The sequence below is a fragment of the Vibrio scophthalmi LMG 19158 genome (assembly GCF_000222585.1).
Taxonomy (GTDB): domain Bacteria; phylum Pseudomonadota; class Gammaproteobacteria; order Enterobacterales; family Vibrionaceae; genus Vibrio; species Vibrio scophthalmi.
Genome location: NZ_AFWE01000029.1, coordinates 1 through 15,014 on the forward strand (window position 1 = coordinate 1; position 15,014 = coordinate 15,014).

Below are 15,014 nucleotides of genomic sequence, written 5' to 3' on the forward strand. Positions count from 1 at the left end.
GTTTATTTGCAAGCCGTCCTCGACTGTCTTTTGAGTTGTAGCGCTTACGCCTTTTCTTAGTCGATTGACGCAGGTGTTTCCATAGCATTCCGCCTTCTGCTTTATCGTTCCAGACGTACTGATAAATGAGTTCGTGACTCATTGTTGGATAGCCTCTTAATCTTAAGTAGCCAACGATCTGATCTGGGCTCCAATCCAGTTTCAATAAGGCTTCAGCCAACCTAAAGTCAGTTTTACAGTAACGCTTATTTCGCCTTGAACGACTCAGTCTACTTCGAGCTTTTTGTTGTGCGCGAGCAGGTTGGTAAGACGGGTTTGGTCGGTATGCGTTGTATCGCGAGTTCCGTTGGAATTCACGATAAATAGTACATCTGTGACGACCTAGTTGTGTGGCGATTTTATCGACACTAATTCCTTGCTTTCTCAGAGCAGAAATCATATACCTTTCTATCTCAGTGAGGTGCGTATATCTCATGGTTTTTCACTTCTTGGCGGGAGCAAATTCATGATTATCGCAACTCACTGTTTTATTGTTCAGTGGTGTCGCACTTCGCACTTGAATCCAAGGTGAGTCGTGGTGGTTATTATAAGTGGTGTCATCATACTCCGAGTGAACGTTCTAAGCGTAGAGAACGCTTTGAACAGCTTGTCATTTGTACTTTTGCGGAGCATCGAGCTCGTTATGGTTCGGTGCGGATTACCGAAGAGTTAAAGGAAGCAGGCCATGCCTGCTGTGTTAACTATATTGCTGATATCATGAAAGAAAAAGGTATCAAAGCTCGTAATGGCAAAGGGTTTAAATATAGCAAGGACGTGGCATCGATGACGAATGTAGCCGATAATTTATTACGAAGAGACTTTGAAGCCGACAACCCAAATCAAAAATGGGTTACCGATATCACGTATATCTGGGTGAAGAGCCGTTGGCTCTACTTAGCCACAGTGATGGCTCTACATTCAAGGCGTATCATCGGTTGGTCGTTGGATACGACGATGGCGGTTCAGCTCATAACGAATGCCTTAAAAATGGCGTTCAAGTCGCGTAAGCCGCCGAAGGGCGTCATAATCCACTCAGATCGTGGTGTACAATACAGGGCATATGAATACCAAGACTTCATGCGTGAGCATGGTGGTGTGCCGAGCATGAGCCGAAAAGGTAACTGTTGGGACAATGCGGTGATGGAGTCATTCTACAGTCGACTTAAAGTCGAGTTGATTTATGCAGAAGAGTATCAAAATATCGTTGAAGCTCGGGTTGGTATCTTCGAGCACACCAGGTCTCTTACTCAGAGGGTAAGTGTTGCTTGAGTTCAAGCAGCATTAAATAGGCACTTTGACCGCTTAGTTCATACGGTTTAAATTCATCCGAGCCTGAAAACTGAAGGTTAAGAAGAGAAGTAAGTTGAGACTGAGGCACGTCACCCATAGACCAATCCCCAAATTGTCGTGAGTGTATTTCTTCAAAGTACACAATGGTCACATTGGTATGCCGTTGGTCATTGATAATGTAGTTATAAGTTTTATTGATCTGTTCACGGGAGCCTTCCAAGCATTGCATGAAGTATTTGTCGTTGTGGCTTAGAAGCCCAGTAATGTTACACATTGCGTTGTGATCACGAGATTTGTTCAAAATGTCTTGTAACGCGATCGAATCGCAGTCCTTTGAAAGGGTACTTACGTAAATTAATCTAGCTAAAGGCATAATGTACACTCTGTGATTTTATGGTCGTTATGATCAAATATAATCTATATCACTGAAATTGCTAATTTGCTGCTGAACTGAAAAATTAAGCATGCTAGGCGATTAAGTCAGACTCATCACACTCGGCGTTTTAGTTTGAATCGGTTTTGATCACTTCAGAACTTCAAGTCGATTAGTTCCCCGCGACTTGAAGCTCTGATTATGGGGTTAACCTAACTGCAACTCTTTTCGAATGATGTTTGCGCCAGCGCTCAAAGCATGAAGTTTGGCGGTAGCGATCTTGCGAGGTAGAGGTGCCATACCACAGTTTGTGCAAGGGTAGAGCTTGTCAGCATCGACAAATTGAAGCGCTTCTCGTAACGTGTTTGCGACCTCTTCAGGGGTTTCTATCGTTTCAGAGGCGACATCGATCGCGCCAACCATGACTTTTTTCCCCCGAATCAGCTCAAGCAATTCAATCGGTACGCGAGAGTTGTGGCATTCAAGGGAGATGATATCAATATTGGATCGTTGCAGCTTAGGAAAGACGGCCTCATATTGTCGCCACTCTGAACCGAGAGTTTTTTTCCAATCGGTGTTAGCTTTAATCCCATAGCCGTAACAGATATGCACCGCGGTTTCACATTTTAAGCCATCAATGGCTCGCTCTAGGCATGCGATGCCCCAGTCATTCACCTCATCGAAAAAGACATTAAATGCAGGTTCATCAAACTGGATGATGTCGACTCCGGCGGCTTCTAGCTCTTTAGCTTCTTGATTAAGGATCTTGGCAAATTCCCATGCGAGCTTCTCACGGCTTTTATAATGGTCATCATAAAGTGTGTCGATCATCGTCATCGGGCCAGGCAGAGCCCACTTAATTTTTTGCTTGGTTTGCTGGCGAAGAAACTTGGCGTCTTCAACAAAAACCGGTTTCTGCCGGGTTACAGGGCCGACAACTGTCGGTACGCTTGCATCGTAACGATTACGAATTCGAACCGTTTTACGCTTTTCAAAGTCAACGCCATCGAGATGTTCTATAAATGTAGTGACAAAGTGTTGGCGGGTTTGCTCGCCATCACTGACGATGTCAATGCCGGATTGTTGCTGGTCTTGTAACGACAAACGCAGAGCATCTTGTTTGCCTTGTATGAGTTCTTCATCTTGCAATTTCCAAGGTGACCAAAGTGTCTCTGGCTGTGCAAGCCAAGAGGGCTTAGGTAAACTGCCTGACGTTGAAGTGGGTAATAGTTTTGCCATAGTAAATACTGCCATCAATTTGGGTTCAGGATTAAGCGTAATTTTCAGACCAATGCTCAAGGACGGTCTTATAGGGCTTTATGAAGTGCTCTTCAGCGAACTTTCCTTGCTCAATCGCCAAACGACTGCGTTCTTCGCGGTCATACACAATTTGAGTCAAAGAGTGATCTGAGCTCTTTAAGTTGGGCTGATAACACTTACCAGCAGTAGCATTGGCATTGTAAATCTCAGGGCGATAGATTTTTTGGAACGTTTCCATGGTACTGATGGTGCTGATAAGCTCTAGATTAGTGTAATCATTAAGCAAATCACCAAAGAAATAGAAAGCCAATGGCGCCGCACTGTTTGGTGGCATAAAGTAGCGCACCTGTAAGCCCATATGTTGGAAGTACTGCTCGGTCAATGACGACTCATTAGGTTGATATTCGGAACCTAAAATTGGATGTTGATTTTCCGTTTTGTAGTAAGTTTTGTTGTCTGAAACACTCAAGCAAATAACGGGTTTTTTATTGAAGTTTTGTTGATAAACCTGAGAGTCGACGAAGTGTTTAAATAACTTGCCGTGCAGTTCGCCAAAATTTTCTGGAATGCTAAATGTCGTTTTGTTTTTATTATGTTCCAGTAGTAATACGCTAAAGTCGTAATCTCGAACATAAGAGGAAAAATTGTTGCCAATAATGCCTTCAATTCGTTGTTTGGTTTTATTGTCGACAATGTACGTCTTTAATACTTCAATTGATGGAAATGTCTGTTCGCCATCTTGAATATCCATATCAACCGAAATAATTTCAAGTTCGACCGAGTAACGATCTCCTTTCAAATTATCCCAATGTGCGAGGGCATTAAAGCGATTATCAATCATTTTTAGTGCATTGCGTAAATTCGTTTGGCGATGCTCACCTCTCGCGAGATTGGCAAAGTTAGTTGTGATGCGAGTGCTATCAGCAGGGTGATAATTCTCATCGAGAGAAAGGCTCTTGACGATAAATTTGAAATGATTATTCATGTCGATTTGATATCCAATTAGCTCGGCGTTCGTTTAAGTCATTATGATTTGTAATGTTTTTATTTTCTCTAACAACCTAGATTAGAACGCGCAGTGTAACCATGGTTGATTATTAAAAGAGAGTTTTACCCACGTTGGGTGGTAATTAATAATGTTATTCTTTCACGCTAATTATGAGAAATATTCATGTTCCATTGGGTTTGAAAGTTAACCTGAAGGTCGTTTATATTATTTGGCCTTGTGAGGGGGTGCTAAATATTTTTAGCGACCACCTGATTCTGCTGGTTAATTATATTTATGGATGAATGAAATGAGTGAATTGCTGTTGTTAGTCATATACTGTGCGTTGCTAGGTAGTGGCGTGGGTTTCTTGGCGGGTCTGCTTGGCATCGGTGGTGGGTTAGTCATTGTTCCCGTGCTGAGTAGCATTTTACTGCACTTTTCTGTGGTGTCATCCGAGCAAGTGGTTGTCGTTGCTATCGCTACATCTTTAGCGTCAATATTGTTTACGTCGACGTCTTCCGCTATAGCGCATCACAAAAATGGCAATGTACCCTGGGATCTTGCTCCGTGGGTGATGAGTGGCGTTGCTTTTGGGGCGCTTATTAGCGGTTTTATGGCCGCGCTGTTACCTGAACAGATGGTGCGGATTGTATTTGCGGTGAGTGTGGTGCTGATTGCGATTAAAATGTTTTATAGCAGCAAAAATGAGACATCGAATGAGCGTAAAATGCCAAATAAAGGCATGTTAACCGTGCTTACGACGATGACGGGCGGACTCTCTGCGATGATAGGCATTGGTGGTGGCGCACTCTTGGTTCCACTATTAACCTTTTTCTCTCTCGATATGAAAAAAGCCATAGGCTGCGCATCTGCCTGCGGGATTGTTATCGCTATATTTGGCTCTATTGGTTACATCAGTTCGGGTAGCCGTCATTTGTTATGGGCAGATGGCTTTGCCGGATTCGTCTATTTGCCGGCGTTGTTTGGTATTGTTTGTACCTCGTGGTTCACCGCGCCATTTGGGGCGAGAGCCACGAATACCTTACCGGTAGCGACGATCAAAAAAGTCTTTGCAGTGCTACTCATGCTCATGGCTGCGAATATGATGATGAGTTGAGGGCGGCTTTGATTGGAAGCTGATAAGGTTGCGCTCTGATATGTTTGTAAGCTGATAGTGTTGCGGTCAATTAACGTCATCAAACAGAAGTTGTGGTTGCTTGAAGCTTAGATGTATTGAACATCTCGGCTTTGTTATTGTCCCATAACTATTGCAGGTTGAACCATCAAAGGAATGAAATGAAATATTGGGCGGTGTTAATGGTGATCACAAGTTTTGTCTCTGGTGGTAGTGTCGCCGACGAGCACGTAGCATCAGATTCGATTGCGCAGGCTAATGATCAGGAAGGATGTGTGAGTATTGTGTGCAAAAACGTTATCGAACCACAAAGTGTCAGCGCCGCAGGTGAATTTCCGCCAAGAAAGGGCAATGAAATCCTGACGACACTAGGGAGTGTTCTTTTTGTCGCGGGTGAGGTAGGCCTTGCAGACAACTTACAACAAGAACCAACAGACCAAAGTCCAGTAGATTAGCGGAGTATCGTGAGCAGATAAACACGCAAGAGCATGAGTAAAATCGCCTCATGCTCGATTTGGCCTACAGTCAGTTAAACGATCATCAGATGATGATACTCCCAGCAAACCCCTTGAATTACGAGTAGTGCTCAGGCAGCAGGCCATGGCCTTTCATGTCGGCTAGATAGGTTAATGCATCGATGACGCGTATTGGTGTCAGCAGGTTGCCTTCATTACAGTTGTCGAGCTCAAATGAAATGTACAGCTGATGGGCTTCTATTTTGAGAAATAAGTTACCTTGCGGTGCAACACTTTGCTCAAGTGTAAAAACGCCAAGCCCCAAAAAGTGAGAACTCTTTAGGCTGCCAGTTGCATAGATATCGCACTTTAATTTGTGGGCTAGGGTTAAAAAATCAAGCATCAGGTTGATCTGGTCATCGCAAATTTCATCGAGTGCCACCATATGCGGTTCTTTACAGAAACGCTCTAGGTAGGTAATCATAAAATCTAGGTCATTGTTAAATGGCATTGTTGAAGGCTCGTCCTGTAAAGCGGGCGATTGTAGCCTAGCAGTGGTACATCACAAAGCGATCAAGAAGAGTTTTCTTACAGCTCTATATCTTAATGACGACAAGCTGCTAAGGCTGCTGTTATCCCGATAGAGATCGTAACAGTAAAAGCGTCCGTTGGGATGGAATCTGTTTCTTATTACTCTTCATCATTAGTTAAAATTGAGCACTAATCAGTTGAGTGAATGTCACGCGTGTCACTGCAACGCACGTGATAGCAATGCGACTTATACGCTTCCCATATTGCGGAGAGGTCGTGTTTGAATGAGCAACCATCGAATAAAGCTAACGGTATAGCCCCACAAACGAGACTTACGTTCATGGGGTGATGCGTACTGCGCAAATTTGCACCAACTACTGGTTGTGCTGATCAAATTGGCGAATGTGTTTTTTGAGCACGTTAATGTGCAAAGTGACGGTGTTGGATAGCGTCATTACAAGGCCAGAGAAAACACGGGTAAACATCCCGTTACACTCAAAACTTCGTACGTGGCATGGATGTGTTTAACTTTTTGTAGTTGTGTTCCGTCATTAAAATAGATGATTTCATGCACGTTAGTGATGTTGTTTTCGAGTAGTTTTGCAAACTGAATGGCTGAAGTAGTATCAAATATAATCATACAAATGGTGGTCGTAATTCTGTGCGTTAAGAGGCGGGCAGCCTATCACGCAATAGTGTCTTATTTTTTGAACATTTGGAGATTTATCTGTCGTCAAATGAACTCACTGTCGTTAGATATACCTTGATGCTCGTATATGGCGCGTCATATACATATTTGCTAGTTTATTAATCGCATTGATTATGCCGTTGTCTCGTTCAGCAAATAATGGCAATTGATGGGCACTATTTCCAATGTTAAAAAACGAAGAAATTAGCTATTACAAACAGAGATTCATTGAGCCTAAGCCTTATTTTGTCTACAATGGCGCACTTTTTATTTTCTATAAGAATATGAACATGAGCGATAACAAACCAGCATTGCCAGATCACCTAGCAGGCAACCCACGTAGCCCGTTTTTCGTAGAAGAATGTTTCGAGCACCAAATCGGTATTCGTCTAAATGGTAAAGAGCGTACCGACGTTGAAGAGTACTGCATCAGCGAAGGTTGGGTAAAAATCCCTTCACCTAAAGCACTCGATCGCCGTGGTCAGCCAATTCTAATTACGCTAAAAGGCACGGTTGAAGCTTACTACGTGTAAGTTGCGTCGTTCATAGCAGAGAAACTGCGGTTTCTATTCAAAAAGGTCTAGAGCAATCTAGGCCTTTTTTGTATCTGCGTTGGGTTGAATTGGTGATCTTCGTCATTCAATTGCTATTGTTTGTCGTTTTTCATGCCAGCCAATAATGGCAAACTATCCGTGCTAAGTAGTGCTAAGTGAAATACTGGGCAGCGTGTAGGTCATCAGCAGGAGCAAAGGTAACATGGCAGCAAGATTTGAAGGGCCGATCTTAGCGTTTGTAAAACAGCAAATGCTGCAAGATCAAGCGCACGATATTCATCATATTCTACGTGTCGTCAAAACGGCCAAGCAGTTGTGCCAAGCGGAAGGTGCGCAAATAGAAGTCGTATTACCCGCGGCGTACTTGCACGATTGTGTTTCATTGGCAAAAAATCACCCAGATCGTAGTCAAAGCTCACAACTCGCGGCTGAAAAAGCGCTGAGTTTTTTACGTACCATTGACTATCCACAAAGGTATTTGCCTTCGATCCATCATGCTATTGTCGCGCATAGTTATAGCGCCAATATCATCCCGACAACCTTGGAAGCCCAAATTGTACAAGATGCCGACAGGCTTGATGCTCTAGGGGCAATAGGGATTGCTCGTTGCCTACAAGTAAGCTGTGAACTAGGCGTGGATCTGTATCATCCTGACGATCCATTTTGCTTGCAAAGAGCGCCTGACGATCGTCGTTTTGCGATTGACCATTTTTACCTCAAGTTGTTTTAGCTCGCTGATACCATGAATACGGAATCAGCCCGAGCAGAGGCGCAAACAAGAACGCAGTTTATGCGTGACTATTTAGCTCAGCTATCGAAAGAAGTGTGACACTGTATACAAGATCATGGGTTTGGTGAATGAGAATAGCGATCGATAGATAACAAAAAACCGCCAATTGGCGGTTTGATTACTGTGTGAAATCGACGCTAAGGTGCGATTATGCACAGCATTTTTTGTATTTTTTGCCGCTACCACAAAGACAAGGTTCGTTGCGGTTTGGAGTCTTTTCAAAACGAATCGTTTTAGGCTTATTAATGATGATATCAAGCTCGGAAATGTTCTCAGCTTGGTCAGCATCAACAACGATATTGGCAATTAAAGCGTGCTCAGCCAACAGTGCTTCAATCTCAACTTTACGTTGTTCGTTTGCTACGGTCACTGAAAGAGGGGCTTCAGCAGTACCAGCTTTTACGTCACGATTTACGTTGAAGCCAGAAAGGACGTGATTTTGTCTCGTCTCAATTCGACCTTTGAAAAATAATTTAGACATGATGGACTCTTTAACAATGGGTATGACGCAATAAAGCGGCGATTATACTTATATCGCTCAATTGATAAAGCACTATATAGTCATGTGAATTGAAGATTTGCCCCCTTGCTATATCAACACTGACATTGGCGGTATGTTAACCACTTTTCTCTTGCCTCGTATGTTGCCCGCTTCTCAAGAGTGGGGGGGTAACTTTTTTTCCGCATTAGCCAAGGTAGACAGCGAAACGACACCTCGAAGCTATACCTCGAAGCTATACCTCGAAGCTAGAGCGCGAAACGAGACCTTGAAATTACGCATCAAATGATAGGGTATGACGAACAACTCTGCTAGAATCCGCCGCTCACCAGTAATCGCGTTGATTAAGCTGGTACTACCTAAGACTAGGAACTATTTTGACCAATAATGATATTTTACGCCGCGTACGCTATACCTTTGATCTAAATGATAGCGCTATGGTTGAAGTTTTCGCATTAGCCGATTTCAACACCACCGAAGAGCAAGTGGTCGCTTGGTTGAAAAAAGAAGACGATACTGATTTTATCAAAATGGTTGACGGTGAACTGGCGGTGTTCTTGAACGGCTTTATCAATCTGAAACGTGGTAAGCGTGAAGGTGAACAACCTCAGCCTGAGCAAGTGCTTAACAACAACATGGTTTTCCAAAAACTTCGTATTGCTTTGAACCTAAAAGCGGAAGAGATTCTTGAAATTATGAAACTGGCGAATTTCGAATTAAGCAAACATGAGTTGAGCGCTTTCTTCCGTAAACCAGAAAACAAGCATTACCGCGAGTGTAAAGATCAAACTCTACGTAACTTCTTAGTTGGCATCCAAGCTCAGTTCCGCCCAACTGTATAGTCATCTACATGCAGGATGATTCGAGTTGGTTTGCAATTTAGGGTGACATTCAAGGCCCTATAGCCGTGTGAACACGCTGGTATTGAGTAAGCGCAATCTCTGGTTTGGATATTGCGTTTACTTACTAGCCCAACAATACTGTTCCTATCCTAACGACGATCGAATATCTGCTTATGCATTACGTCTCGCTGCGACTATTTTTGCATTGAGCACGAGAAACTCCGATATCGGTGTGCAAAGTAGAGTAGTATTCGGCCATTGAAGCCGCAATTGAGCTTATTGTAGATACCATGACAATTCCGATTAGAAATGTACCCACCACCGACATCTCATGCTCTGACTGCAAAGCTTGCTGCTGTAAGCTTGAGGTCATGATCATTAGTGATACCGGGGTGCCTGAAGAGCACATCGCCTACGATGAATGGGGTGGTGAGACTCTGCTGCGTTTAGAGGATGGTTGGTGCTCGGCGCTCGATAGAGAAACGTATATGTGTACGATTTACGAAAATCGCCCTTGGATTTGTCGATACTTTGAAATGGGCTCATACGAGTGTCGCGACGAACGTATTGCTCACAATATTGACTGATTTTAACACGATCGCCAGCGAATTATCTTCTGTCTATATTTATGTTCAGCGCTTGCATTTTAGAGCCTCTTGCCATGCCTCACATAACATAGACAGCCCCAAAGCTGTGTCGATTTGTTTTATAGGAAAGAAATTTATGGAAATGCTCATTGTTTCATCGGAGCAACAAATGCGCCTGGTGATGCTATTTAGCCAAACATCGGCAAGAATGTCGGATAAAGCAATTATTCAAGAATTAGCCTCACACCCAATCAATTCAACGGTTTACCCTGCCTTTCGTGCTGCGTCAGATCTACGTATTGAACGCATCCGCTTACCGTTAGGTGATGACAAATCGGCTGCGCTAAATGGTGGTGACTTTTTATACCGCTATCTTGCGAAAGGGTACATTTGCCTTGGTGATTATGCTGGCAAGCCGAAGCCGGATCTTAGCCCTTGGGGTGTACGCTCGGTGCGTAAGCAGCCAAGAATTGGTTTTGGTCTATAGCCGCAAACGCTTGTTAGTACTGACCGCAGTAAACGTTGACCGCAGTAGGCATTGACTGTGACAGGTTAAGAATGTTTGCTGCGGTTTTTTTATATCGCTATTATCTTTGTCCCTAAGAGTCTTATTGCTTGATGAGTGACAGTGTCACTCTAATGCTAGTTTCAATTCACTATTGCTTCATTTTATACTCATCGACAATTGCCATTCACGATTCTGATTTCGAATACAAATTAAGAATGGAAATTCAGAATAGACATTGACTATCGAAATCTGAATCGTTCAGTTGCATACATTAAGTAGAATTTATGTGATCACAATGCTGCGCGTTTGTGGGTAATTGCTTTATCTCTTATTCTCTAAGGGAGATAATAACAGCGATTCTTTCCAAAAACGGCACAATGACATGCGAGCAGACGATCTTATCCTCTTTTCTCAAGTTCAAGAGCTTGGCAGTTTTAGCAAGGTTGCCGAACAAAATAATCTAACCAACTCGGTAGTCAGTAAACGAATTGCGCGGCTAGAAGAGCAGGCCGGCGTGCAGTTGTTGTATCGCACTACGCGCAAACTGACACTCACCGAAGCTGGGCGTGCGTTGCTGCAAGGGGCCAAGAACGTTAAACAAGCCACTCAAGAGGCGATAGATTCAGTTTCAGGCTATGGTGAGAGCCTTTCTGGCCATATAAAAATGTCAGTGCCAACGATTTCGGGTGATTTAGTACTGGCACAAGCGGTGGCTGAATTTTGCAACTTACATCCGGGTTTAACCATCGATATGTCACTCAATAATCGCTTTGTCGATTTGGTTGAAGATGGCTATGATCTGGTGATCAGAACCGGCTATCTAGAAGACTCTAGCCTGATTGCTCGGCATATACTTGATTCTCAATGGGTCGTGTGTTGTTCACCTCGCTATATCCAAAGTTACGGTCAGCCGGCGTTACCAAGTGAATTACTCAATCACAACTGCTTGCAATATGCCTATCAAACGACGGGTGCAAGAGAATGGGAATTTAAGGGGAAAAAAAGAACACCATTGTCAAAGTATCAGGTAATTTCTCAACAGATAATGCCACGGCGCTGCGCAAAGCAACGTTGGCGGGTTGTGGTATTGCTTATATGCCGCGCTGCTTGGTTTACCATGACCTGAAACGCGGTGATCTGATCGAACTATTCCCTCAGCAAGTTGGTAAATGTTTGGGTATCTATGCGGTATATCCTTTTACTCGTCAGCCGCCGAAGAAAGTAAAGTTACTTATCGAGCACATCAAAATGCGCTATTTAGAGATGGCGGAGTATTTCTAGATTGTCATCTATTTAGCCTGATTGGTTAATCAACATTAGTTAATTAATCTTAGTTAATCAACGCTGTATTTTGTTTACCATGATAAGACTGCTTTAGCGTATCAAAATGATGATGTGCCTTTTGCACGGTTTCCAACTCTAACATCCATCGAGCATTACGTTGTGATGAGCAAAATGCGGCCATATGCTGCAATAAATCGTCGCAATGTTTGATTAAGATAGATCCGATAGTACGAATTAAATCAGAGCCTTCTAACGAGACAAATTGCAGTAATGCATAAGTTTGGTTTAACGTATTAAACGCTTGTTCATATTGCCCCATACGATTAAGGATGTGCGATTGTGCAACCGCAGCATCGCGAATGCCGGTAACCAGACAGGTAAATTGGCAGGGTTTGGTTTCTTGGTTATTAAGCGCGCTATGGATATGCTCTGGCAAATGCGTCAATACTTGTTCAAATAAGTAGTGCGCTTCAGGCCAATGCCCTTGCTCTAACAGTTGATCGGCTTTTAGATAATGTGACCAACATTGCTGCAATTCCATCTGAGTAGACTCCTACCAATTGATGCCACGCCAACAAGTGGACATCGGCAATTAAAAGACACTTTATTAAAAGCCAATTAGCTCATTAATGCAAATGAAAGTTATTATCATCTAGCTGGTGGTTGTTTGAAAAGTAACCACTTAACTCGGTGTATGGCCTAAGTCACTAAAATGTAAATGGAATTAATCTACACTGTAAACAAAGGCACTGATCAATAAGGACATGACTATGACGATTCAGCGGCTAGAAGTAAGTCAGCTTTACAGCGCAACAGAGCTGGAGCAATTGCCAAGTAAATCGACAAAAGAATTGGCACCAATTGATGAAATTGTCGGCCAAGAACGCGCCCAAAAAGCGGTTGAGTTCGCGATGTCGATCAAAGAGAAGGGTTATAACATCTACGCTATTGGTCATAATGGCTTAGGTAAGCGCACGATGGTGCTGCGCTATTTAAACCGTCATAAAAATGATGTAGAGAACTTGTTTGATTGGTGCTACGTCACCAACTTTGACAATAATCGTACCCCTAAAGTGCTCAAGTTGCCTTGTGGGGTGGGCAGTCGTTTAAAACACGACGTTGAAAAGATGATAGCCAAGCTGGTGGTCGCAATGCCATTAGCGTTCGATAACGAGCTCTATATAAGCCGTACTGATAAACTCAAAATGCAACTTGAGGCTAAACAGGCAACAGAGCTTGAATCGATCAGTAAAGAAGCAAAAGATCAGAACATCAGCTTAACCGTCACCACCCAAGGTGACTATCAGTTTGTTGCCATGAATGGCGACGATCTGCATACCGAAGAGAGCTTTGATGATTTGTCGGTCAAAGAGCAAGAGCGCTTCGGCGCCAGCATCGATCAGCTCGAAGTGAAACTGCGTAATATGGCACGCTTGCTGACGGAGTTAGAAGAGGTATACAGCGAAAAAATCAAAAAGATTAATGATGATGTCACATTGGAAGTGATAGGACATTTTATCAAACAACTGAAAGAAGACTACGCGACGTACCCTGAGCTGAAAACTTACCTCACAGATTTGCAGAAAGATATCGTCGAGAACGCGGATATTTTCCTCGAGCAAGGCAATGAACAATCTGAAATCGCCGCCGCATCGTTAGATAAAAAATTACCGCGCCGTTATAAAGTCAACTTGTTAGTCAACCGTACCGCGTGCGAATTTCCGGTTGTGGTGGAAGAGAATCCTAACTATCACAGTTTGTTTGGCTACATTGAGACGGCTACCTTTAAAGGCACTGTTTTCACCGATTTTTCGCTGATTCGAGCCGGTAGTTTCCATCGTGCCAATGGCGGCGTGTTGTTGATGGATGCACAAAAAGTCCTTGAGCAGCCCTATGTTTGGGATGGCCTCAAGCGTGCGCTGCGTTCACGTCAGTTAAGTTTTACCTCATTGGAAAAAGAGCTCACCTTAACCGGTGCAGTATCGCTCGATCCTGAACCGATCCCATTAGATATTAAAATTATCCTGTTTGGTGATTACCGCACCTATCAATTGCTCCAGCATTACGATCCAGAGTTCAGTGAACTATTTCGCGTTACCGCGGATTTTGAAGATGAAATGAAGCGTACGGTTGATTCAGAGTTGCATTACGCGCGTTTTATTTCCAGCGTAGTACACGACAACAACATGCTGCATTGCGACCGTAAAGCGATCGCTCGAATTATCGAGCATAGCTCGCGCTTGGCCGGTGATCAAAACAAGATTTCGCTCCACTCTGCAAACATTGCAAACCTGCTCAGGGAGTCTAACTATGTCGCACGTCAAGCTAATGCTAATTTGATTCGCGCAAGCCATGTTGAAGAGGCGCTGGAGAATCAAGAATCACGCGTCAGTCGTCTTAAAGACGCGGTGATGGAAGGCTTTATCAACGGCACAACCTTGATCCACACAGAAGGTGAAGCCGTCGGGCAAGTGAATGCGTTATCGGTATTAAGTACCAGTGAATATATGTTTGGCGCTCCAAACCGCATCACGGCAACAACGTGTTACGGGGAAGGCGAAGTGATCGATATTGAACGCAGTGTCGATCTTGGCGGCAGTATTCACTCCAAAGGGGTGATGATCTTAACCGCCTATCTTGCCTCGGTATTTGGCAAGACCGCAAAAGTCCCATTAACGACCACGATTACCTTTGAACAATCTTATGGTGGCGTGGACGGTGACAGCGCCAGCATGGCAGAGTTTTGCGCGGTGGTATCGGCATTCTCCAAACAGCCGAATCGACAAGATATTGCCATTACCGGTTCAATGAACCAGTTTGGCGAATCGCAGCCAATTGGAGGAGTGAACGAGAAGATTGAAGGCTTCTTTGATGTGTGTGCGATCAAAGGTCGCTCATCCACTCAAGGGGTTATCATTCCTCGCTCTAATATGCATAACCTGATGTTGCGCCAAGATGTGGTGAAAGCCGTAGAGAGGAACGAGTTTAACATTTGGGCGATAGACCATGTTACGGAAGCCATTGAAATATTTACAGGCAAACAAGCCGGTGTGCCAAGCGATGAGGGCAGTTATCCGATTGATACGGTGTTTGGTATTGCGCAAGCCAAGCTCAATGCTCTGCGAAAATAGAAAATAAAGAATCGGCCTCGTTTAGAGGCCGAACTTTAATACTTTGAATGCGTTGTTATT

At 43.6% G+C, this 15,014-nt stretch carries 16 protein-coding genes and 2 pseudogenes; 10 read left to right on the forward strand and 8 right to left on the reverse strand.

The features are described 5' to 3' along the window. A partial coding sequence (locus RH88_RS01090) for a helix-turn-helix domain-containing protein (protein ID WP_005592859.1) occupies positions 1-475 on the reverse strand: 475 nt, incomplete at its 3' end. Between the two features lie 92 nt (positions 476-567). On the opposite strand from RH88_RS01090, the gene RH88_RS01095 reads away from it, so the two are divergent. Next, on the forward strand, positions 568-1,308 hold the full coding sequence (locus tag RH88_RS01095; RefSeq protein WP_005592860.1) for an IS3 family transposase: 741 nt from the start codon (positions 568-570) through the stop codon (positions 1,306-1,308). On the opposite strand, the gene RH88_RS01100 is transcribed toward RH88_RS01095, so the two are convergent. The 3 genes from RH88_RS01100 to RH88_RS01110 all read right to left on the reverse strand — a co-directional run bounded on the left by RH88_RS01100 (position 1,283) and on the right by RH88_RS01110 (position 3,947). After that, positions 1,283-1,702 carry a BLUF domain-containing protein gene (locus tag RH88_RS01100; RefSeq protein WP_005592861.1) on the reverse strand — a complete coding sequence of 140 codons (420 nt, stop codon included), beginning with the start codon at positions 1,700-1,702 and terminating at the stop codon, positions 1,283-1,285. The two genes, RH88_RS01095 and RH88_RS01100, sit on opposite strands and share 26 nt — an antisense overlap. Positions 1,703-1,909: 207 nt before the next feature. Further along, positions 1,910-2,941 carry a methionine synthase gene (locus tag RH88_RS01105; protein WP_005592862.1) on the reverse strand — a complete coding sequence of 344 codons (1,032 nt, stop codon included), beginning with the start codon at positions 2,939-2,941 and terminating at the stop codon, positions 1,910-1,912. 31 nt (positions 2,942-2,972) lie between these two features. Next, positions 2,973-3,947, reverse strand: a complete 975-nt coding sequence (locus tag RH88_RS01110) for a DUF1852 domain-containing protein (RefSeq protein ID WP_005592863.1) — start codon at positions 3,945-3,947, stop codon at positions 2,973-2,975. 310 nt (positions 3,948-4,257) lie between these two features. On the opposite strand from RH88_RS01110, the gene RH88_RS01115 reads away from it, so the two are divergent. Together RH88_RS01115 and RH88_RS01120 are read left to right on the forward strand one after the other, a co-directional pair. After that, entirely contained in the window at positions 4,258-5,067 is an 810-nt protein-coding gene (locus RH88_RS01115) for a sulfite exporter TauE/SafE family protein (protein WP_005592864.1), read from the forward strand. Between the two features lie 179 nt (positions 5,068-5,246). After that, entirely contained in the window at positions 5,247-5,540 is a 294-nt protein-coding gene (locus RH88_RS01120; protein ID WP_005592866.1) for a hypothetical protein, read from the forward strand. A 118-nt stretch (positions 5,541-5,658) separates the two neighbouring features. Here the strand turns inward: RH88_RS01120 and RH88_RS01125 are convergent, their stop codons facing one another. Beyond that, positions 5,659-6,051 carry a hypothetical protein gene (locus RH88_RS01125; RefSeq protein ID WP_005592868.1) on the reverse strand — a complete coding sequence of 131 codons (393 nt, stop codon included), beginning with the start codon at positions 6,049-6,051 and terminating at the stop codon, positions 5,659-5,661. A 992-nt stretch (positions 6,052-7,043) separates the two neighbouring features. Between RH88_RS01125 and RH88_RS01130 the strand changes: the two genes are divergently transcribed. Together RH88_RS01130 and RH88_RS01135 are read left to right on the forward strand one after the other, a co-directional pair. Beyond that, positions 7,044-7,292 (forward strand): DUF3297 family protein, encoded by a 249-nt coding sequence (locus RH88_RS01130; RefSeq protein WP_005592869.1) that lies wholly within the window; start codon positions 7,044-7,046, stop codon positions 7,290-7,292. Positions 7,293-7,515: 223 nt separating this feature from the next. Beyond that, positions 7,516-8,142, forward strand: a pseudogene (locus RH88_RS01135) (HD domain-containing protein). A 109-nt stretch (positions 8,143-8,251) separates the two neighbouring features. Here RH88_RS01135 and RH88_RS01140 read toward each other — a convergent pair. Further along, positions 8,252-8,584 carry a PBPRA1643 family SWIM/SEC-C metal-binding motif protein gene (locus RH88_RS01140; protein WP_005592874.1) on the reverse strand — a complete coding sequence of 111 codons (333 nt, stop codon included), beginning with the start codon at positions 8,582-8,584 and terminating at the stop codon, positions 8,252-8,254. A 395-nt stretch (positions 8,585-8,979) separates the two neighbouring features. Between RH88_RS01140 and RH88_RS01145 the strand changes: the two genes are divergently transcribed. Then, positions 8,980-9,444: a YehS family protein gene (locus RH88_RS01145; protein WP_005592876.1), complete on the forward strand. Its 465-nt coding sequence runs from the start codon at positions 8,980-8,982 to the stop codon at positions 9,442-9,444. 178 nt (positions 9,445-9,622) lie between these two features. Here the strand turns inward: RH88_RS01145 and RH88_RS01150 are convergent, their stop codons facing one another. Beyond that, a complete protein-coding gene (locus RH88_RS01150; protein WP_005592877.1) occupies positions 9,623-9,823 on the reverse strand; it encodes a hypothetical protein in 201 nt (66 codons plus the stop codon). On the opposite strand from RH88_RS01150, the gene RH88_RS01155 reads away from it, so the two are divergent. The 3 genes and pseudogenes from RH88_RS01155 to RH88_RS01165 all read left to right on the forward strand — a co-directional run bounded on the left by RH88_RS01155 (position 9,735) and on the right by RH88_RS01165 (position 11,820). After that, entirely contained in the window at positions 9,735-10,031 is a 297-nt protein-coding gene (locus tag RH88_RS01155) for a YkgJ family cysteine cluster protein (protein WP_081467348.1), read from the forward strand. The genes RH88_RS01150 and RH88_RS01155 overlap by 89 nt on opposite strands. Positions 10,032-10,167: 136 nt before the next feature. Continuing rightward, the gene (locus tag RH88_RS01160) at positions 10,168-10,518 is read left to right on the forward strand and encodes a hypothetical protein (protein ID WP_005592879.1); all 351 of its coding nucleotides are present in this window, start codon (positions 10,168-10,170) and stop codon (positions 10,516-10,518) included. 403 nt (positions 10,519-10,921) lie between these two features. Continuing rightward, a pseudogene (locus RH88_RS01165) lies at positions 10,922-11,820 on the forward strand (LysR family transcriptional regulator). A gap of 49 nt (positions 11,821-11,869) precedes the next feature. Here RH88_RS01165 and RH88_RS01170 read toward each other — a convergent pair. Next, positions 11,870-12,364 carry a hypothetical protein gene (locus RH88_RS01170; protein WP_005592880.1) on the reverse strand — a complete coding sequence of 165 codons (495 nt, stop codon included), beginning with the start codon at positions 12,362-12,364 and terminating at the stop codon, positions 11,870-11,872. A 229-nt stretch (positions 12,365-12,593) separates the two neighbouring features. Between RH88_RS01170 and RH88_RS01175 the strand changes: the two genes are divergently transcribed. Further along, positions 12,594-14,954, forward strand: coding sequence for a Lon protease family protein (locus RH88_RS01175; RefSeq protein WP_005592881.1), 2,361 nt, complete (start codon positions 12,594-12,596; stop codon positions 14,952-14,954). Positions 14,955-15,014 lie beyond the last annotated feature (60 nt).

Excerpts from the sequence above, each read along its gene's own strand:
- RH88_RS01100 (WP_005592861.1), bottom strand. The coding sequence starts at position 1,702 with ATGCCTTTAGCTAGATTAATTTACGTAAGTACCCTTTCAAAGGACTGC.
- RH88_RS01105 (WP_005592862.1), bottom strand. The coding sequence starts at position 2,941 with ATGGCAAAACTATTACCCACTTCAACGTCAGGCAGTTTACCTAAGCCC.
- RH88_RS01110 (WP_005592863.1), bottom strand. The coding sequence starts at position 3,947 with ATGAATAATCATTTCAAATTTATCGTCAAGAGCCTTTCTCTCGATGAG.
- RH88_RS01115 (WP_005592864.1), top strand. The coding sequence starts at position 4,258 with ATGAGTGAATTGCTGTTGTTAGTCATATACTGTGCGTTGCTAGGTAGT.
- RH88_RS01120 (WP_005592866.1), top strand. The coding sequence starts at position 5,247 with ATGAAATATTGGGCGGTGTTAATGGTGATCACAAGTTTTGTCTCTGGT.
- RH88_RS01125 (WP_005592868.1), bottom strand. The coding sequence starts at position 6,051 with ATGCCATTTAACAATGACCTAGATTTTATGATTACCTACCTAGAGCGT.
- RH88_RS01130 (WP_005592869.1), top strand. The coding sequence starts at position 7,044 with ATGAACATGAGCGATAACAAACCAGCATTGCCAGATCACCTAGCAGGC.
- RH88_RS01140 (WP_005592874.1), bottom strand. The coding sequence starts at position 8,584 with ATGTCTAAATTATTTTTCAAAGGTCGAATTGAGACGAGACAAAATCAC.
- RH88_RS01155 (WP_081467348.1), top strand. The coding sequence starts at position 9,735 with ATGACAATTCCGATTAGAAATGTACCCACCACCGACATCTCATGCTCT.
- RH88_RS01150 (WP_005592877.1), bottom strand. The coding sequence starts at position 9,823 with ATGATCATGACCTCAAGCTTACAGCAGCAAGCTTTGCAGTCAGAGCAT.
- RH88_RS01160 (WP_005592879.1), top strand. The coding sequence starts at position 10,168 with ATGGAAATGCTCATTGTTTCATCGGAGCAACAAATGCGCCTGGTGATG.
- RH88_RS01170 (WP_005592880.1), bottom strand. The coding sequence starts at position 12,364 with ATGGAATTGCAGCAATGTTGGTCACATTATCTAAAAGCCGATCAACTG.
- RH88_RS01175 (WP_005592881.1), top strand. The coding sequence starts at position 12,594 with ATGACGATTCAGCGGCTAGAAGTAAGTCAGCTTTACAGCGCAACAGAG.